Annotated in this window: 18 protein-coding genes and 1 riboswitch; of the genes, 15 read left to right on the plus strand and 3 right to left on the minus strand. The window is 50.3% G+C overall.

Features of this window, described 5'->3' with window-relative positions; translation table 11 throughout:
• The first annotated feature begins 1 nt into the window (after position 1).
• The 8 genes from CWE23_RS08340 to CWE23_RS08375 all read left to right on the plus strand — a co-directional run bounded on the left by CWE23_RS08340 (position 2) and on the right by CWE23_RS08375 (position 9,103).
• A complete protein-coding gene (locus CWE23_RS08340) occupies positions 2-1,051 on the plus strand; it encodes an NAD(P)-dependent alcohol dehydrogenase (RefSeq protein ID WP_105306584.1) in 1,050 nt (349 codons plus the stop codon).
• A gap of 67 nt (positions 1,052-1,118) precedes the next feature.
• Positions 1,119-2,180, plus strand: a complete 1,062-nt coding sequence (locus CWE23_RS08345) for a GGDEF domain-containing protein (protein ID WP_126819994.1) — start codon at positions 1,119-1,121, stop codon at positions 2,178-2,180.
• A 28-nt stretch (positions 2,181-2,208) separates the two neighbouring features.
• A riboswitch (Lysine riboswitch) is annotated at positions 2,209-2,373 on the plus strand.
• Positions 2,374-2,424: 51 nt separating this feature from the next.
• A complete protein-coding gene (lysC, locus tag CWE23_RS08350; RefSeq protein WP_126819995.1) occupies positions 2,425-3,777 on the plus strand; it encodes a lysine-sensitive aspartokinase 3 in 1,353 nt (450 codons plus the stop codon).
• Positions 3,778-3,847: 70 nt separating this feature from the next.
• Positions 3,848-4,645 (plus strand): undecaprenyl-diphosphate phosphatase, encoded by a 798-nt coding sequence (locus CWE23_RS08355; RefSeq protein ID WP_105306581.1) that lies wholly within the window; start codon positions 3,848-3,850, stop codon positions 4,643-4,645.
• A gap of 13 nt (positions 4,646-4,658) precedes the next feature.
• A complete protein-coding gene (locus CWE23_RS08360) occupies positions 4,659-5,489 on the plus strand; it encodes an ion transporter (RefSeq protein ID WP_105306580.1) in 831 nt (276 codons plus the stop codon).
• Positions 5,490-5,497: 8 nt separating this feature from the next.
• A complete protein-coding gene (locus CWE23_RS08365) occupies positions 5,498-6,175 on the plus strand; it encodes a M48 family metallopeptidase (protein WP_126819996.1) in 678 nt (225 codons plus the stop codon).
• Positions 6,168-7,352: an L-lactate dehydrogenase gene (locus CWE23_RS08370; RefSeq protein ID WP_126819997.1), complete on the plus strand. Its 1,185-nt coding sequence runs from the start codon at positions 6,168-6,170 to the stop codon at positions 7,350-7,352. Before CWE23_RS08365 ends, CWE23_RS08370 begins: the two co-directional genes overlap by 8 nt.
• A complete protein-coding gene (locus CWE23_RS08375; RefSeq protein ID WP_126819998.1) occupies positions 7,349-9,103 on the plus strand; it encodes a thiamine pyrophosphate-binding protein in 1,755 nt (584 codons plus the stop codon). Before CWE23_RS08370 ends, CWE23_RS08375 begins: the two co-directional genes overlap by 4 nt.
• Here the strand turns inward: CWE23_RS08375 and CWE23_RS08380 are convergent.
• The gene (locus CWE23_RS08380) at positions 9,100-9,321 is read right to left on the minus strand and encodes a hypothetical protein (RefSeq protein ID WP_126819999.1); all 222 of its coding nucleotides are present in this window, start codon (positions 9,319-9,321) and stop codon (positions 9,100-9,102) included. The two genes, CWE23_RS08375 and CWE23_RS08380, sit on opposite strands and share 4 nt — an antisense overlap.
• A 77-nt stretch (positions 9,322-9,398) precedes the next feature.
• Here CWE23_RS08380 and CWE23_RS08385 point away from each other — a divergent pair, with 77 nt between their 5' ends.
• The 5 genes from CWE23_RS08385 (at position 9,399) to CWE23_RS08405 (ending at position 15,008) form a co-directional block, all read left to right on the plus strand.
• Positions 9,399-9,875 (plus strand): low molecular weight protein-tyrosine-phosphatase, encoded by a 477-nt coding sequence (locus CWE23_RS08385; RefSeq protein WP_241970590.1) that lies wholly within the window; start codon positions 9,399-9,401, stop codon positions 9,873-9,875.
• A 3-nt stretch (positions 9,876-9,878) separates the two neighbouring features.
• Entirely contained in the window at positions 9,879-10,319 is a 441-nt protein-coding gene (gloA, locus tag CWE23_RS08390) for a lactoylglutathione lyase (protein WP_105306575.1), read from the plus strand.
• A gap of 74 nt (positions 10,320-10,393) precedes the next feature.
• On the plus strand, positions 10,394-12,619 hold the full coding sequence (locus CWE23_RS08395; RefSeq protein ID WP_126820000.1) for an NADP-dependent isocitrate dehydrogenase: 2,226 nt from the start codon (positions 10,394-10,396) through the stop codon (positions 12,617-12,619).
• Positions 12,620-12,727: 108 nt separating this feature from the next.
• Positions 12,728-14,536, plus strand: a complete 1,809-nt coding sequence (locus CWE23_RS08400) for a tetratricopeptide repeat protein (protein ID WP_158682673.1) — start codon at positions 12,728-12,730, stop codon at positions 14,534-14,536.
• A 10-nt stretch (positions 14,537-14,546) separates the two neighbouring features.
• On the plus strand, positions 14,547-15,008 hold the full coding sequence (locus CWE23_RS08405; RefSeq protein WP_105306572.1) for a hotdog fold domain-containing protein: 462 nt from the start codon (positions 14,547-14,549) through the stop codon (positions 15,006-15,008).
• A gap of 79 nt (positions 15,009-15,087) precedes the next feature.
• On the opposite strand, the gene CWE23_RS08410 is transcribed toward CWE23_RS08405, so the two are convergent.
• Both CWE23_RS08410 and CWE23_RS08415 read right to left on the minus strand, forming a co-directional pair.
• On the minus strand, positions 15,088-16,641 hold the full coding sequence (locus CWE23_RS08410; RefSeq protein WP_105306571.1) for a peptide MFS transporter: 1,554 nt from the start codon (positions 16,639-16,641) through the stop codon (positions 15,088-15,090).
• Positions 16,642-16,773: 132 nt separating this feature from the next.
• A complete protein-coding gene (locus CWE23_RS08415; protein ID WP_105306570.1) occupies positions 16,774-17,544 on the minus strand; it encodes a TerC family protein in 771 nt (256 codons plus the stop codon).
• Positions 17,545-17,743: 199 nt separating this feature from the next.
• Here CWE23_RS08415 and CWE23_RS08420 point away from each other — a divergent pair, with 199 nt between their 5' ends.
• Positions 17,744-18,442 (plus strand): GntR family transcriptional regulator, encoded by a 699-nt coding sequence (locus CWE23_RS08420; RefSeq protein WP_105306569.1) that lies wholly within the window; start codon positions 17,744-17,746, stop codon positions 18,440-18,442.
• Complete coding sequence (gene prpB / locus CWE23_RS08425; RefSeq protein WP_126820001.1) at positions 18,439-19,317, plus strand: methylisocitrate lyase; 879 nt, start codon at positions 18,439-18,441, stop codon at positions 19,315-19,317. The genes CWE23_RS08420 and prpB overlap by 4 nt, the downstream gene beginning before the upstream one ends.
• Positions 19,318-19,365 lie beyond the last annotated feature (48 nt).

Below are 19,365 nucleotides of genomic sequence, written 5' to 3' on the forward strand. Positions count from 1 at the left end.
AATGGTTAAAGCCTACGCAGCAAAGTCAGCAACATCAGGACTGGCTGAGCATGCCATCGAACGACGCACGTTAAGGGATGATGATGTCGCCATCGATATTGAATATTGTGGCGTCTGTCATACCGACATTCATTATGTTGAGAACGATTGGGGGGGCACCGTTTATCCGGTGGTTCCAGGGCACGAAATTATTGGGCGAGTAACCGAAGTAGGCCCTAAGGTAAGCAAGTATAAGCCCGGCGATGTGGTGGGTGTTGGTTGTCTGGTTGATTCCTGCCGCAGTTGTTCTGCCTGTGATGAGGGGCTTGAACAGTATTGCCTGAACGGCATGGTGCCAACCTACAACGGTGAGGATCGCCACGACGGCAGTATCACTTATGGTGGTTACTCAGAGCGTATTGTGGTCAGTGACCGTTTTGTGGTCAAAGTACCGGATGCCCTCGATCCGGCCAAGGCGGCTCCGTTACTGTGCGCCGGTATCACCACTTATTCACCGCTGCGTCATTATGGTGTCAAGAAAGGCGACAAAGTGGGGGTCATCGGTATGGGTGGACTCGGTCACATGGGCGTTAAATTTGCCAAAGCGTTGGGTGCCGAAGTGACCATTTTTACCCGTTCGGAAGCGAAAGTGAAAGAAGCGAAAAAACAAGGCGCCGACCATGTGGTGATCTCTACCGATGCCGAGCAAATGCAAGCGGTTGCTGAGACGTTTGACTTTATGCTGGATACGGTACCGGTAAAACATGACCTAAACCCTTATTTAAACTGTCTAAAATACGATGGTACGCACATTATCGTGGGCTTATTAGAACCGGTTGAACCGGCGCTGGAAGCCGGTGCATTAGTGATGAAGCGGCGCGTGTTGGCGGGCTCATTGATTGGTGGCTTGCCGGAAACTCAGGAGATGCTCGACTTCTGTGCCGAACATGATATTCATTGTGATGTCGAAATGCTGGACATCAAAAACATCAATGAAGCTTATGAACGGATGAAACAGGGTGATGTTAAGTATCGGTTTGTGATTGATATGCAATCACTAAAACAGCGCTAGATAGAGCGTTGACTTAATCACCAAAACAGGAAAAGATGTTGGTATCGCAGGCCGATGCCAACATCCCATGTTTAAATTTTGGTACAAAAATTTTTCCCACATTCCCGTCCATCACCCAGACTTTCATCGAGTTCAGTTAATTTATCACCTGCTGTTGTTTGTTTGTGTGCTCGCTGGTGTTGTCACGGCACTGAATGTCTTCTTATTAAATGCCGGCTTAATAGCCGTTATTGATGCGATTGGCTTTTTCCTGGCACTGGGTATCTATTTTTATTTTCGACACAGCGGTAACGTTGCGGTTGCCGGTTGGGCGGTGACATTGATATTTATTGCCGTTCTGAGTGCTTATTTAAGTGTCTGGGGCGGCAATAATTTCGGCATCATCTGGGCCACGGTGATACCGCCCATAGCGTTCTTTTTATTAGGCCGAAGCGTTGGAACATTGCTATCAATCGTGTTTTTCAGTTATGCCACTTATATTGTCTACGGCCACGTACAAGCAGGCGTGCGCTATCAGTTGTCACTGGGAGGCATTCTCAACGTGGTCGAAGTGCTGATCGCGCAAATCATGCTGTTTCGTTTTTATGATCGTACCCGAGCCGACGCCATGGCCGAACTGCAGGCGAGCAGAGCAAAGCTGCAACGGCTGGCTAGCACCGATAAACTGACCGGCATTAATAACCGTCAGCAATTTGACCGTGAGTTAATGGCGCAGGTTAGCGATGCTCAAACGACTCGGCGGCCATTGACCTTATTACTGCTGGATGTTGATCATTTCAAACGCATTAATGACGAGCATGGGCATTTATTCGGCGACCGCGTTTTAAAAGAACTTGCCAGCTTGTTGTCGACCAACCTTCGCAGTCACGACGTTATTGCGCGTTGGGGAGGCGAAGAGTTTGCGGTTTTGATGCCAGCTACGCCGATAACGACGGCCATGACACTGGCAGAACGGCTGCGAAAGAAGGTAGCAGACGCGAATCTGTGCGGCCATTCAGTAACCATCAGTGGTGGCCTTGCCGGCTGGCGTCCCGGCTGTTCCGGAGAAGAGCTGCTGGGGACAGCAGATCGGGTGTTGTATCGGGCAAAAACGCAGGGGCGCAATACCATCGTTCAAAGTGAAGATTGATTTTTACGGCCAAACTGTGGTTAACTTCGTTCCAGGAAGAGGCGCAATACTCAGGTCGTTCAGCTAATTAAACCTACCCAGGGGCTGAATCAGGGGAGTCATTGCCGAGATAACAGTGCATGGTATGGCTGTTATCGGCCGTAGGGTTTGAACACCCGCGGCTGTCACCGTCAGGTGGAGAGCTTCTGGAGTCCAATCCTATTTAAGCTCTCTGAACGTTGTAGTGTTAAGTTCAGGGGAATCTATGACACCCATTCATGTAGCTAAATTCGGCGGCACCAGTATGGCCGACGCCGACGCCATTCAAGCCTGTGTTCAAGTCGTTGAACAGACACAAAACCCGACTCTGGTTGTGGTGAGTGCCTGTGCCGGCGTTACCAACCTACTTATCCGTCTTGCTGATTCGCAGACGTCGGTCGAAAAACAGCGCTTGTTTACAGAAATTAAGGACAAACATAATGGCATCGCCAGAGCGACCACCGCAGCCGAGGTTTGCTTGCAACAGCTTGATGAGCTCCATCAGCAATTATGGCAAGTCGTAGACAGCGAGATCCCAAGCTCCTTAGCTGAGCGAGCTCGCCGTCGTGACCAGATCGTCAGTTTTGGTGAGCGTTGCTCAAGTCTGTTGTTCAGTTTTTTCTGGCGTCATCATCATGACGATGCCAGCGTGGTCGATGCACGTTCGTTTTTACAGACTAATGATCGATATGGTCAGGCTGAACCGGATTTCGTTCAGACCGCCAACCTTTGCAAAGCACTCGGTGAACGACTGCAGGCCGGCGAAAAATTAGTGACTCAAGGCTTTATCGGTACTTGTCCGCAAGGTTACACAACCACTCTGGGACGGGGCGGTAGTGACTACAGTGCAGCCTTATTCGCAGCCGCGTTGCAGGCTGAGCGATTGAATATATGGACTGATGTTGCCGGTATCTACACCACCGACCCCCGGGTTTGTGATGATGCTCGACCGTTACAGGAAATCAGTTTTGCAGAAGCGGCTGAGTTAGCCACATTTGGCGCCAAAGTGTTACACCCCAAAAGCCTTAAGCCAGCGATTGAACATGGTATTGATGTGTTTGTCGGGCACAGCCGTAAGCCGCAACTGGGGGGCACACTGGTTTCGGCCAAACCACAGCAGCGGCCGTCGATACGAGCCATCGCGCTGCGACGCAACCAAACGTTATTGACGGTTAACAGTGTCGACATGCTTCATGCAACAGGGTTCCTGGCGCGGCTGTTCGATATTCTTGCGCGTTACGATATCAGCGTCGATTTAGTCACCACGTCCGAGGTGAGTATTGCTCTGACGCTGGATGAGGAAGGCTCGCAGGCGAATGGTCAATCGCTGTTGCCGGCCGCTATGTTGGAAGAGTTAAGTGCCTTTGCCAAAGTTAATATCGAGCAAGGACTGACACTGGTCGCGGTGATCGGTAATGATATTGGCCATTTTGGTGATATTTCGCCCAAGGTGCTGGAATCCGCATCACCAGCAACCATTCGCATGATTTGTCAGGGTGCCAGCCGTCATAATCTTTGTTTTCTGGTGGCGGATGACGACGCCGATAACATCGTTAAAAAACTCCATGCAAAGCTGTGACGCAGAGCGGTAAATCAGTCTATAATGCTCGGCTTATTTTAGTGGGTTAATGACATAAAAGAGTCGTGCAATGGATTTATGGCAAGCGATCATTTTAGGGATAGTGCAGGGCATCACGGAATTTCTTCCCATTTCAAGTTCTGCTCACCTGATTCTGATGCCAGCGCTAACCGGTTGGAGTGACCAGGGCGTTGGCTTTGATTTATCCGTTCATGTGGGCACCCTGCTGGCGGTGATAATTTACTTCCGTAAGGATGTTGCCGGGTTGCTGATCGATGGACTTAAAAGCATTCCTGCGGGTCAGTCTGTTGGTCAGAGCAAGCTTAGCTGGTCAATTGTGGTGGCAACGATTCCTGCCTGTATCGCTGGCGTATTATTGCTGGATTACATCGACTCGGCATTGCGCGCGGTGGGGGTGATTATCACGACGACCGTGGTATTTGCCGTACTGTTGGCCGCCGCTGACCGCTGGGGGCGGGGGCGTCGGCAACTCACGGATATCGGCATCGTCGATGCAATCATTGTCGGTATAGCTCAGGCGCTGGCACTGATCCCCGGAACCTCGCGTTCAGGAGCCACCATAACCGCTGGCTTGTTTCTCGGGCTGGATCGTGAAACGGCGTCAAAGTTCTCTTTTTACATGGCTATCCCGATTACGCTGGCTGCCGCATCGTTAAAGCTATTGAGCATATGGAATGACGGTATCAGCGTCGACTGGTTGGGTTTTGCGATTGGCGGCGTTGCGTCATTCATCACCGCGATAACCGCCATCCATCTGTTTTTAAAATGGCTTAATCAGTTTGGTATGTGGCCTTATGTTATCTACCGACTGGTGTTGGCTGTGGTGTTGTACTGGATGTTCTTTTAAGGATCGCTAGGCTATGTACGAAACGCTTAAACAACGTCTGTTCGCGTTAAAGAGTAATCGTATTTTCGAATTTGCGGTGATCAGTGTCATTATTATATCGGCGCTGGAAATTGGTGCGAAGACCTACGAATTGCCGGGTGTCATAAACCAGCTGTTGGTTGGCCTGGACTGGTTTATTACGTTATTTTTTGTTGTCGAAATCAGCATTCGCTACATTGCTGACGACGATAAACGTCGCTTTTTTAAGAACGGCTGGAACGTGTTCGATACCTTGGTGGTCGTGGTCAGTCTGGTCCCAGTTAACGATTCGGAATTGGCGTTGCTGGCGCGTCTGGTCAGAATATTCCGGGTGTTGCGGATGATCTCGATCATTCCTGAGTTACGCACGTTAATTACGTCGTTGCTTAAGGCCTTGCCACAAATGGGTTATGTGGTGTTGCTGATGTTTATTATCTTCTACATCTATGCGGCCATTGGCAGTTATTTGTTCGCTGAAATCAACCCGTTTTTATGGGATAACATCGCCACCTCCATGTTAACGCTGTTCAGGGTGATGACTTTCGAAGACTGGACCGATATTCAGTACGAAACCATGGAAGTCTATCCGTGGAGCTGGTTGTTCTATATGACCTTTATTTTCCTGACCGCTTTTGCGTTCCTGAATATGGTGATCGGCATTGTCGTTAATGTGATGGATAAGGAGAGCCGCAAGGAAGCTGAGCGGTTGCGCGATGAGTTAGAAGCAGAGCAGGAACCGCAACCCTCACTGGCCGATTTGCAGCGCCAAATTGCCGAATTAAAACAGTTACTGCAGGCGTCAAATCAGCGCGACCAACGACACTAGGAGTCGCTATGCAAGTGGGTAAACACAAGGTTGTGGTAACCCGAAAATCCATCAAGCATTTGTATTTACGGGTTAAATCTGCGCATCAGGTCGAGGTGTCCGCACCTCGACACTGGCCAGAAAACCACATTCGTAGCATCGTTGCTGAACGCAGCGACTGGATCACTGAGCAACAACAGAAACTGGCCACCAAACCACAGCCTCAACCCGCGTCATTTAAAAACGGTACCCGCATTCCCTTCGAGGGCAGATCTTACACCGTGGTATTAACCCAGACGACAGGTCGCCGTAACGCCAGCCTGAAAGACGCCTGCATCGAACTAAAGTTGCCTCAACCCGACGACATCAATGCCGCCATTAAGCTACTGGACAGCTGGTACCGCACCCAGTTGAAACAACGCATCCAGCAGTTATTGCAGGTCTGGCAGCCGGTCATGAACGTAGCAGCCAGTGACTTTGGCGTGCGCAAAATGAAGACCCGTTGGGGCAGCTGTAATACCCGTACCGGAAAAATCTGGCTTAATTTTGACTTAATTAAAAAGTCGCCTCAAAGCCTCGAATACGTTGTCGTCCACGAGTTAACCCATCTTTACGAGCGCTACCACAATGCGCGATTTTATGCTTTGATGGATAAATTTCTGCCAGACTGGAGAGTGCGACGCAAGCGCCTGAATCATTATGAGTAAGTTTATTGAACCGGCAACGGCCGAGGATTACCGTGAGCTCGCTCGTCGGCGCCTGCCGCGTCAAATCTTCGATTACCTTGATGGAGGCTCTTATCAGGAATTGACGCGGTTTAATAATGAGTCGGCATTTGCGGCCATTCGGCTGCGACAGCGTGTGTTAACCGATGTTAGTTCGATTGATCTGAGTTGTCAGCGTGCCGGGCAACCCTTTGCTTTGCCCATCGCGCTCGGCCCGGTCGGGTTAGCCGGATTGATGGCTCGACGTGGCGAAGTGCAGGCTCATCGCGCTGCGGCGTCAAAAGGCATCAGTTTTTGTGCATCGACGGTATCTTTGTGCAGCGTTGAAGAAATAGCCCGGGCTCATCCGCAACGACCGCCATGGTTTCAGTTATATTTAATGAAAGATCGTGACTACGTTAAACGACTGTTGCAAAGGGCTTCTGACAGTGGTGTAGAAACGCTGGTGGTAACCGTCGATCTCGCTCGTTTAGGCAGCCGTTACCGGGATATTCGGAACGGCTTTGATGGACCACAGTCACTGGCAAAACGTTGGGCACGTATTAAAGACATTGCCAGCCATCCGGGCTGGGTTTGGGATGTTGCGGTTAAGGGTAAACCGCTGGTTTTTGGAAACCTGAGTGAAGCGGTGCCGGACGCAAGTAGCTTGCCGGACTTTAAGCAGTGGGTTGATGGTCAGTTCGATGCGTCAGTCAACTGGCAAACCCTTGGCTGGCTGCGTCAGCAGTGGCAGGGACGGTTATTTATTAAGGGCGTAATGGATGCTGACGACGCAAAGCGGGCAGTGGCCTGTGATGTCGATGGTATTATCGTTTCTAACCACGGCGGACGGCAACTTGATAGTGTTGCGCCAAGCATCACTAAGCTCGCCGAGATTCGAAAGGTGGTTGATGAGCAGACCAAAACGCCGCCAGAAATCTGGCTTGACGGTGGCGTTCGCAGTGGCTTAGATGTCGCCAAGGCTATGGCTCTGGGAGCGGACGGTTGTTTACTCGGCAGAGCTTGGGCGTTTGCTTTAGCGGCCCGTGGCGAGCGGGGCGTGCGTGAGTTGTTAGCGCGGCTTGAGAATGAATTGACGGTAGCGATGGCACTGATGGGGGTTACCCGGCTGAGCGAACTGGGAACCGATAATTTGGACAGCTGGGAGCATAACCTATGAAGAAAAATGCTGCTGAATTGGCCGTATATGCATTAGAACAACTGGGTATTCGTCACACGTTTGGCATTCCGGGTGTCCATAATACCGAGTTGTATGACGCGCTCAATAACAGTGAAGTCATCGAGCCTATTTTGGTTACCCATGAAGGCGGAGGCGCCTTCATGGCCGATGGGGTAAGCCGCTCGGCAAGACGACATAGTGGCGAAATTGGTGTATTGGCGATTGTTCCCGCAGCCGGCTTTACTCATGCGGCGAGTGGTATCGGTGAGGCGTTCCTTGATGGGATTCCGATGCTGATCCTGTCCGGCGGCGTCCGTACCGACACCAATAACCGTTTTCAATTGCATGGTATTGATCAGTTGGATCTTGCGAAACCTTTGACCAAAGCGGCGTACCGGGTTGGTCATCAAAATGAAGTGGTGGAAACCATTTATCGCGCTTATCAAAAAGCAACAACGGGTAAACCGGGACCGGTGTTGGTGGAGATTCCCGTCAATTTGCAATTGTTTACCGATGTGGTCCCGACACCATTACCCTATGCGGATTATCTTGAACAGCAGCCGGTCGAAGAAGATGAAGGATTAGCGCAGCTGGTGGCACAAGTGGTCGAGCTGCTGGATTCGGCGAAACGTCCCGCGTTATTCGTCGGCTGGGGAGCCCGTGCAGCGAAACCGCAATTGATCCAGCTGGCCGAAAAACTGCAAATGCCGGTGGCGACAACCTTGCAGGGCTTATCATCCTTTCCTCATCAACATCATCTGCACGCCGGTTTTGGTTTTAGTCCCTCAGCGGTACCTGCCGCACAGTACGCGTTTGACGATTGTGATGTGCTGCTGGCGATAGGCACCCGGTTTTCAGAAATTCCCACCGGCAGTTACAGTGCTGAGGTACCCGACAAGCTCATTCATGTCGACATTGACGGCAGCGTATTCAATCAAAACTATCCGGCAAAAGTTGCCATTGCGGCGGATGCCGAAGTCTTTATGGATGAGTTGCTGGCACAATTAGAGGAGAAACCGGATCGGCCCAGACATACCAGCTTGATCAGCGGTATCGAAAAGCGCAAAGCGGACTATTTGCAGCAATGGTTGCAGCATGACAGTAAAGGCCGCGTCAATCCGGCGCGTTTTTTCAGTCATCTACGCCAGCATATGGACGATGATGCCGTGACCGTGCTGGACGACGGTAATCACACCTTTCTGACGGCGGAACTTTATCCACTGGCCGAGCCTGCCACGCTGCTAACGCCGACGGATTTTAATGCGATGGGCTATGCCGTGCCGGCTGCGATTGGTGCGAAGTTTACGCAGCCGCACAAACAAGTGTTTGCTATCGTTGGCGATGGTTGTTTTATGATGACCTGTATGGAAATTCTGACCGCCGCCAAACACCAGCTCGGTGTGATGTATTTTGTCTTTAACGACGGTGAGCTTTCGCAAATCGCGCAAGCACAGGCAATGCCATACAACCGCAAACCCTGCACCACGCTCGGCAAAGCCGATTTTGAGGGTATCGCAAAGGGGGTTGGCGCTCAGTACGTCGCGATCTCGTCAGATGAGGCGCTTAATGACGGCATTGAGCAGGCGATAAAATACGCCAACAAGGGACAGCCGGTGATTGTCGACGTTGCCATTGATTACAGCAAACAAACGGCCTTTACCTCCGGTACGGCGAAATCAACCTTCAAACGTTTTCCGTTGGGTCAGAAGCTTCGTATCGGCGCGCGTGCGGTCATGCGCAAGTTGCGTTAGCGCAGCTCTTGGCCCAACTGGCTTTGGGCAATTAGGCGGAATACATAAGCCACCTTAAATAAACCGGCGAGAATGACCTGCGACAAATGCAAGAAGACCAGTAGCATTAGCGGTAAATTTTGCTCTTGAAACCAGGCCAAATAAAAAACAATGATTGAAAGCAACAAAAACACCACCATTGATGTATTTGAGGCACGCAATAAGGTATGAGGTTTCATAATAAACATTCCATATGTATGTTTAATAGGTTCATCTTAAATGCATTTTTAATTCAGATCAATAAAAGGCGAATAAGTTGAAAAACGTATTAATGGTCTGCCTGGGTAATATTTGCCGCTCGCCGGCGGCCGAGGGCTTTTTCCGGCACTTGATAAAGGAACACCGGTTGCCGATTGATGTGGACTCGGCCGGGACGTCTGATTATCACATCGGCGAAGCACCAGATCCGCGCATGCAACAGGTAATGCTCAGTCGGGGAATTGATATCAGTGCGCTTAGGGGGCGACAGGTAAACGCCACCGACTTCGAGCGGTTTGATCACATTTATGCGATGGACGGGTCAAACTTCGCTCACTTAACGTCACTGGCAGAACAATGCGCACCTGAGCATGCGCATAAAGTCGAATTGTTTTTACAGGCGTTACATCGCGATAATCGAAGTGAACCTGAAGAGGTGCCGGATCCGTATTTTGGCGGACAAGCGGGATTTGAGGCTTGTGTTGATCTTATTCAACGCGGAGCTGTAAAGCGAATTGAACAATTTAAGGAGTAAACTGTGCGTTATTTACACACGATGGTACGCGTTCACGACTTAGAGCAGTCGTTGCATTTTTATTGTGATCTGCTCGGTTTAAAAGAAATGTACCGTAAAGATAACGAGAAAGGCCGTTTTACTTTGGTTTTTCTGGCCGCTCCCGACGATGCAGAGCGGGCTGAGAAGACCAAGTCTCCGCTGCTCGAACTGACCTATAACTGGGATCCGGAAACCTATGATGGCGGTCGCAACTTTGGCCATTTAGCCTTTCGGGTAGAGAATATTTACGAGTTGTGTCAACGGCTGATGGACAATGGCGTGGTCATTAATCGCCCGCCGCGTGACGGTCATATGGCGTTTGTGCGCTCGCCGGATAATATCTCGATCGAGCTGCTGCAAGAAGGCGAACATCTTGCGCCACAAGAGCCTTGGGCGTCGATGGAAAATACGGGTGAATGGTAATTAACCCTTAAATCCTCTATAATTTGCGCCACTTTTTTACGATTTTTACTTTGGTCCAATCAATAGGAATGACTATGTCGACTGATAAAGCAAAGATTATTTATACCGAAACGGACGAGGCACCCCGCCTGGCAACTTACTCGCTGTTGCCCGTTATTAAAGCCTTCACCAAGGCAGCCGGCGTTGCCGTAGAGACCCGTGATATTTCTTTGGCAGGTCGTATTATTTCGCAGTTTCCCGAGTACCTGACCGAAGAACAACGTCAGTCAGACGCGTTGGCGGAATTAGGCGAAATGGCGAAAACCGCAGAAGCGAACATCATCAAGCTGCCAAACATCAGTGCGTCAATCCCGCAAATGACAGCCTGCATCAAAGAGTTACAGGCACAAGGTTATAAACTGCCAGACTTCCCGTTTGACCCGCAAACTGACGAAGAAAAAGACATTCGTGCGCGTTACGACAAAGTAAAAGGCAGCGCGGTAAATCCAGTTTTACGTGAAGGTAATTCTGATCGCCGTGCGCCAGCTGCGGTTAAAAACTATGCGAAAAAACACCCGCATCGTATGGGCGCTTGGTCAAAGGACTCGCAGTCTCACGTCGCACACATGAACGATGGTGATTTTTATAGCAGTGAACAGTCGCTGACCTCGGCTAAGGACGATACCTTTAAGATCGTGCTGGAAGCCAACGGTCAACAGCAGGTATTGAAGAATGCGGTGCCGGTATTGGCCGGCGAAGTGGTTGACGCTGCTGTCATGAGCAAAAAGCAATTACAGGCGTTTTTTGAAAAAGAAACGGCTGCGGCGAAAGAGCAGGGCGTGCTGTTGTCGTTGCACTTAAAAGCAACCATGATGAAAGTATCTGATCCGATCATGTTTGGTCATGCGGTTCGTGTTTACTTTAAAGACGTACTGGAAAAGCATGCTGACTTGATGAAAGACATCGAGTTTGATCCAAGCAACGGCATTGGCGATTTGTACAACAAACTGGACAAACTGACGCCGGAACAACGTGATGCTGTCGAAGCTGACTTAAATGCCGTGTACGCAAAACAGCCAGAACTGGCGATGGTCAACTCAGACAAAGGTATCACCAACCTGCACGTTCCAAGTGACATCATCATCGACGCATCGATGCCGGCGATGATCCGTGATTCAGGTAAGATGTGGGACACCGACGGCGGTCAGAAAGACGCTAAAGCCATGATTCCTGATCGTTGCTATGCCGGTGTTTATCAGGAAACCATCAATTTCTGTAAAGAACACGGTGCGTTTGATCCAGCGACCATGGGCACGGTACCGAACGTTGGTTTGATGGCGCAAAAAGCCGAAGAATACGGTTCGCACGATAAGACCTTTGAAATTCCTGCTGACGGTGTGGTGAAAGTTCTAAACCAGGCTGGCGACGTGGTGTTTGAACACAATGTAAGTCAGGGTGATATCTGGCGTATGTGTCAGGTGAAAGACGCACCGATTCGCGACTGGGTTAAGCTGGCGGTGAACCGTTCACGCTTAAGCGGTATGCCTGCGGTATTCTGGTTGGACAGCAATCGCGCTCACGATGCTCAGTTGATCAAGAAAGTTGAAGCTTATCTGAAAGAGCACGATACCGATGGCCTGGATATCCAGATTATGGCTCCGGTTGAAGCTACGCGTCATACACTGCAACGCGTGAAAGAGGGTAAAGACACCATTTCTGTTACCGGTAACGTACTGCGTGATTACCTGACCGATTTGTTCCCGATTTTAGAGCTGGGTACCTCGGCTAAAATGTTATCGATTGTGCCGTTAATGAACGGTGGTGGTCTGTTCGAAACGGGTGCCGGCGGTTCAGCACCGAAGCACGTGCAACAGTTTGTTGAAGAGAATCACCTGCGTTGGGATTCACTGGGTGAATTCCTGGCATTGGCGGCATCGCTGGAGCACCTAAGCCGTACGTTTGATAATCAACGTGCGCAAATTCTGGCAGACAGTCTTGATGTAGCTACGGCGAAGTTCCTGGAAGAGAACAAATCACCGTCTCGTAAGGTGGGTGAGATTGATAACCGTGGTTCGCACTTCTATCTGGCGATGTATTGGGCTGAAGCGTTGGCGAATCAAAATGATGATGCCGAGCTGAAAGAACGATTCGGTAAATTGTTTGATCAGTTAGCCGCTAACGAGCAGGCGATCATCGACGAGCTGAATGGTGTTCAGGGCGTTAAAGTCGATATCGGAGGTTACTACCAGCCAAACCCGGAAAAAGTATCGGCTGCAATGCGTCCTTGTAAGGTATTGAACGAGGCGTTGGCGAGCCTGTAACTGGGTTGCCGAAAATGACGTAACAAGAGGGGCAGTTTTACTGCCCCTTTTTTTGTAGAAATTATGTTATTGTTAACAAGAAGTCACGACAACGATAACAATTTCTCTATGTCTCAATTAGCACAGCAGTTTCAACAAGCCGTTGCTGCGCTGCAACAGATGCAATTTGCACAAGCTGAACGCATTGCTTCGCAGCTGGATCAACAGTCACCCAATCACCCTGATATTTTGCATTTACTCGCGCTAGCAACGAAACAGTCCGATCCGGGTCGGGCGCTGGATTACTTCGAGCGCAGCCTGGCAATTAACCCTAATCAACCGTCTGTGTTGTCCAATTTTGCAAACTTTTTGCAGTCGAGTCAGCAGTTGAGGGCAGCTAAGCAATATTATCTGCGCGCGCTAAAACTTAATGACGGTTTGATCGACGCTTGGTATAACCTGGCTTCCGTTCACTATCAATGCCAGGATTATTTAGCGGCCAAACATGCCGCAGCTAAGGCATTAGCGCTGAAAAGCGACTATCTGAAGGCATGGATTCTAAAAGGTCGCGCCGAACTTGAGTACAAGCTCTATCCGCAAGCGCAGCAGACGTTCACGGAGGCGCTGCGGCAGTGGCCTGATGAACCGACGTTACTTTTCAACAAGGCACTGGTGCATCGTTACGCCGAAGAGGTTGACCAGGCCCGTAGCATCCAACAAGCGCTGAAAGGGAAGTTTAACGAAGCGCAGCGGTTATTTCAGCTTGGCTGTCTTGCCTATGACGAAGAACAGCTTGATGATGCCGAACAATTGATGCAGCAGGCGATTGAACAGCAGAATGACTTTGTCCCGGCGCACGAGGCGCTGAATAAGCTTTATTGGGAACATGGTCGGCAAGCTCAGTTTCTGAGCTCGTTTAAGCAGTCGTTGGCAAAACAGCCACAGTCACTTGCTTTAGTCTATTCGTATCTTTCACATCTTTACCGGGCAGAACGTACATCAGAAGCCGATAGCTTGCTAAACGATTATTTGGATCAGTTTGGTAACACCCACAGTCTTATCCATATGCGAGGATCGATGGCCTTGCGAGCGGGCGATCTGAAAGCTGCTGAGGAGCAACTAGAGCAGGCTGTGCAACAACAACCACGACACCCGCGTTATCTGATCGACCTGGCTAATGTGTATCTGCGTCAGGCGCGCTACGATGAGGCGTTGGCGTTGCTGGATCGGGCGCATGAAAATCGCCCGTTGGATCAGGAAGTGCACGCCTTCAAAGGGTTATGCTGGAAACTAAAAGGGGACACCGAAAAAGCCGGTTATTTAAATGACTATGACACTTACATCAAAGTGGGGCAGTTACCAACACCGCCGGGCTATGATTCACTGGAGCAGTTTTGGGAACGGCTGGTCGCTCGCATTAAGGCTTTGCATAAAACCGAACATCAGCCGCTGGATCAATCGGTTCGCGGGGGAACGCAGACGGTCGGCGCGTTATTGTCGATGAAGGATCCGGTTATTCAGGCCTATAAAGAGAGCTTGCAACAGTTCATTGATGATTACCTCGCTAACCTTCCTGCGGATACCAAACATCCGGTGACTGCCCGGCATACCGGTCGCTATCATTTCAGTGGAAGCTGGTCGGTGAAGTTATCGAGTCAGGGCTTTCATACCAACCACGTTCATCCGCAGGGCTGGCTGTCGATGTGTACCTATCTGACGGTGCCCAACGACGTTCGTGAGGATGATCCCGAGCGCAAAGGCTGGATTAAGTTTGGCCAGACGTCACTTAACCTGGGGGATGAAGAATCGATTGATCTGGCGGTGTGTCCGCAACCGGGAATGTGTGTGATTTTTCCGAGCTTTTGCTGGCACGGAACCATCCCGTTTGAAAGCGACGATGAACGTATGACCATACCCTGCGACATTATGCCGTCGTGATGGAGCAACAATGAGCGATAACTATTTGCTAAAGCTGTACCACAAGTGCACCAAATACCCGGCGGGTAAATGGTTGTTTTCGGTTATGTTTGCGCGCAAAGCACCGTACTTCGCGTCGATTAAACCCTATATCGAGGAGTTACGGCCCAATTATTGCCGATTGACCTTTAAAAAACGCCGAGCGGTACAAAATCATATTGGTACCGTGCATGCCATTGCGGTGTGTAATGGCATGGAAATGGCAATGGGGGCGCTGGCAGAAGCATCGATTCCTGCCTCGTTACGCTGGTTGCCGAAGGGGATGAATGTCGAGTATCTGGCAAAAACCACTTCCGATGTAACGGTGGAAGCGACAGCCACCCCTGCTACCTGGCAAGTCGGGGATCAACCGATTACGGTAGAAGCACGTCGAGATGACGGCACCTTGGTGGCTAAAGGTCAGATCATTATTTATATTTCGGCTAAAAAGTAACCGCGCTAGCCGGCGGCATCAACGACGCACAAAAAAGGCCAGCATGATGCTGGCCTTTTGCGTGATGAGGGTCAACTCGTTAAGGTTTGCCGACCGGTTCATTCGCGTCAATGACGGCGCCCGGATGGTCATCTTCACCATCGTCCGGTGCCAGTTTTTCCCATTTACGGGTAAACAGCGCCAATACAAAGACCACCGCACCGACACTGACTCCGAACACAAAAATGGTCCAGTACAGTTCAGGCATTGCCTGAGGGTTTTCAGGGTCGAGGCCACCCGCCAACAAACCGGCAATGACGTTGCCCATGGCGTAGGTTAACACAAACACACCCATCAGCTGACCGGCCATCCGTTTCGGTGACAGTTTGCTGACCGCACTTAGTGCAACTGGGCTTAAGCATAATTCACCCACGGTGTGGATAAAGTAAACCGCAACCAGCCAGTAGGGCGCAACCTTGAGGCCACTGGCAGCCGCTTGTGACGCGAAAAACATCACGATAAAGCCCGTTGCCATAATGATCAGACCCAGGGCACTCTTGAAGCCGTAAGACGGGTTGATCATGCGCTTGCTTAAGTTAATCCAAAGCGCTGCGAAGAACGGCGAAAGGGTGACCAGGAAGATTGAGTTAAGCGATTGGAACCAAGTCGTCGGGATCTCAAAATCGCCAATCATGCGGTCGGTTAAATCACGGGCGAACAGGTTAAAGGAAGAGCCTGCCTGCTCAAAACCGGCCCAGAACATGGTTGAGGCAATACACACCAAAAACAAGGCTCCGAGACGCTTCATCTCGCTGCGCGTCAGTTTGCCGAACACGAAAATGCTCAGGTAATAGGCAAAGAAAATAACCGTAAAGATAATGGCAACGTTTTCAGCGACCGCGGTTGGGTCGATCACGATGGCATCAGTCAGCGCCATGAAAGTGACCACGGCAAGCATGATCAACAACGAAACGATGATGCCCCAACTGCGTTTGGCGGCGGCAGGGCTCAACGGTTTCGGTGGCTCGGCACCAACCCCTTTCAGTTTTGGTTGGGTCAATTTGTACTGGATCAGACCCAGTGCCATACCGACGGCTGCTGCACCAAAGCCCCAGTGGTAACCGGCAGTTTCCTGTAGGTAACCGGTAACAAAGTAACCGATGATTGAGCCGATGTTGATGCCCATGTAGTACAGGGTGTAACCGCCATCACGACGATCGTCATCGGAGCTGTATAGCTGGCCGACCATCGCGGTGATGTTGGGCTTAAGCAGACCGGTACCCAGTACCACCAGGATCATACCGATAAAAAAGCCGGCTTCGCTTGGAATCGCCAGTACGATGTGACCCAGCATGATGATGATGCCGCCATACCAGGTAGCTCGTTGACCACCCAATAAACGGTCAGCAATCCAGCCGCCCGGCAGCCCCATAAAGTAAACAGCACCGGTGTATAAACCGTAAATAGCGGTCGCAGAAGCAACCGTTAAGGCTAAACCACCTTCCTGCAGGCTTGCCGTCATGAATAGTACTAACAGCGCGCGCATGCCGTAATAACTCATGCGCTCCCACATCTCCGTGAAAAACAAGGTTTGCAAGCCGCCCGGCTGACCGAAGAAACTTGCATCCTTATCAACGATATTTTTAGGATCCATTCTTGTTATCCAATTTGTTATTTAAAAACAACTATTTAACTAACTAGCAATGTATTCGACTAAAGTAGGAGCCGAAAAATGACGCCTTACTTTACTAGCCAGCGCCGGATTTTGGAACCGGAAACGACGAAATCAATCGTTTTTGAGTTGTTTGTCACCGGGTATTGCTTTCCGTAAGTGCACCGGTTGCTCGTCTTTACGGCGCTTACGCACATTAATATTGAGCATTTCGACAGCCAGTGAAAACGCCATGGCAAAATACACATAGCCTTTAGGTACATGAAAGCCGAGCCCTTCGCCGACCAGCGTCATACCGATTAAGATAAGAAAGCTGAGCGCGAGCATTTTTATGGTCGGGTGGCGTTCGACAAATTGGCTAACCGACTTAGCAGCCAACAACATGATGGCTACCGAAATGACAACAGCAATCACCATCACGCTTAAATGGTCAGCGAGGCCAACGGCGGTAATGACCGAATCCAGTGAAAAGACAATATCCAGTAGCGTGATTTGTAGCAGTATTGACACAAAGGATGCGCCCACAACCGATTGTTTGTTGTCTTCCGGACCTTCCAGGGCGTGATGGATTTCGAGCGTACTCTTTGCCAATAAGAACAAACCACCCAACAACAAGATCAGATCGCGGCCGGAAATATCGTGTTCGAGCACGCTGAACAAGGGTTGTGTCAGCGTCATAATCCAGGTCAGTGAGAACAGCAACAACAGTCGCGATACCATCGCCAGGGTTAAGCCAATGGTGCGGGCGCGGTCACGCTGCGACTCCGGCAAACGGCCAACCAAAATGGAGATAAAAATAATGTTATCGATACCCAATACGATTTCCAGTGCGGTCAGGGTGGCAAGGGCAATCCACGCCTCCGGCATATAAATCCATTCAAACATAACGATCCCTAACAAGTGGTTAACCAATGATGATGTTGCATACTATGCGACTGAACGGCGGGTTCGACAAGCGGCGTGTTGTTTGATACTGACAATTCTTCTTAATTGTCGACAATCTTGTGGGTTGCGATTGAAATTAACCGTCATCAAGGCTATTCTTTATGCTTATTGTCGACAAGCAAGGTGGCAGACGTCAAACATGAATCTCGTATACGATCCACAACACCACCTGAATCAGCCGGTGACATCGGCCGATCGCGTATTACTCGCGGTGCAACAGGCTATCGTAGAAGGCGAACTGCCGGCCGGGAGTAAAATTACCGAAACCGGACTGGCCAAGCAGTTTAACGTCAGCCGCGCGCCGTTACGAGAAGCGCTTGCGCGACTGGAACGCTGCCACCTGGTAGAACGCACACCCAATGCCGGAGCCCGTGTTGTTACGCTAACGTATGACGGCTTAATTGCGCTTTATCAAATACGTGAAGAACTGGAAGGGTTAGCCTGTCGTTTGGCCGCGGAGCGGATGGCGGACGAAGAAATTGAGGCGTTGTCCAAATTACTCGAGCAACATCTGGCCAGTCAGCGAGTGCGTGAGGGTGAAAGTTATTATCAGGAAGCGGGTGATGTCGATTTTCATTATCGCGTCATCTTAGCGAGCAAGAATCAGTACCTCATCAACATGCTCTGTGATGAGTTGTATTTTTTGGTGCGTATGTACCGGGTACAACTGGGCATGAATGGGCCACGTGTGTCACGAGCCTTTGATGAGCACAAAGCGATCATTAACGCGATCGCCAACCGAGATGGCGAGCTTGCCGATTTATTGATGCGCCGACACATTAGCGCGTCACGTAAAAACATTGAACAAAAACTATCAGCACATAAGGAAGTATCATGACTCAACTACACAGTCCAGGCGCCAAATTGCGCCGCGCTATCGCCGATGAGAAGCCATTGCAGATCGTTGGTACCATCAACGCGTACACAGCGATGATGGCAGAAAAAGTCGGTCATAAGGCGCTTTATCTGTCCGGTGCCGGTGTTGCCAATGCGTCTTTCGGCTTACCGGATCTGGGGATGACTTCATTGAACGATGTGTGTGAAGACATTCGTCGTATCACCGGAGCCAGTGATTTACCGTTGTTAGTTGATGCTGACACCGGCTGGGGTGGTGCGTTTAATATTGCCCGCACGGTGAAAGAAATGACACGAGCCGGTGCTGCGGGTTTCCATATTGAAGACCAGGTCGCGCAGAAGCGTTGCGGTCACCGCCCGAACAAAGAAATCGTAACTCAAGAAGAAATGGTTGATCGCGTCAAAGCGGCGGTGGATGCCCGTATTGATGATCAGTTTTTGATCATGGCGCGTACCGACGCGTTACAACAACAAGGCCTTGAAGCAGCTATTGAACGTGCACAAGCTTGTGTCGAAGCCGGGGCTGACGCCATTTTTGCGGAAGCGGTGCATACGCTGGATCAGTATAAAGCCTTCACCGACGCACTGGATGTGCCGGTGCTTGCTAACATTACAGAATTTGGTGCAACGCCGCTGTTTAATAAACAGGAATTGGCAGAGGTCGGTGTCGAAATCGTGTTGTATCCGCTGAGTGCTTTCCGCGCGATGAACAAAGCCGCGCTGAATGTCTACAATAGTATTTTAGAGCACGGCGATCAGAAAGCCGTGGTGGACGACATGCAGACGCGTGCCGAACTTTACGACTTCTTGAACTATCATGACTTCGAGCAAAAACTCGACCAGTTATTTAAAAAATAAGTCACCCGATAAGCTAGTGTAGCTTGCGCCTTTGGCGCAAGCATCAAT

The sequence above is a fragment of the Idiomarina aquatica genome (assembly GCF_003987185.1).
Classification (GTDB): domain Bacteria; phylum Pseudomonadota; class Gammaproteobacteria; order Enterobacterales; family Alteromonadaceae; genus Idiomarina; species Idiomarina aquatica.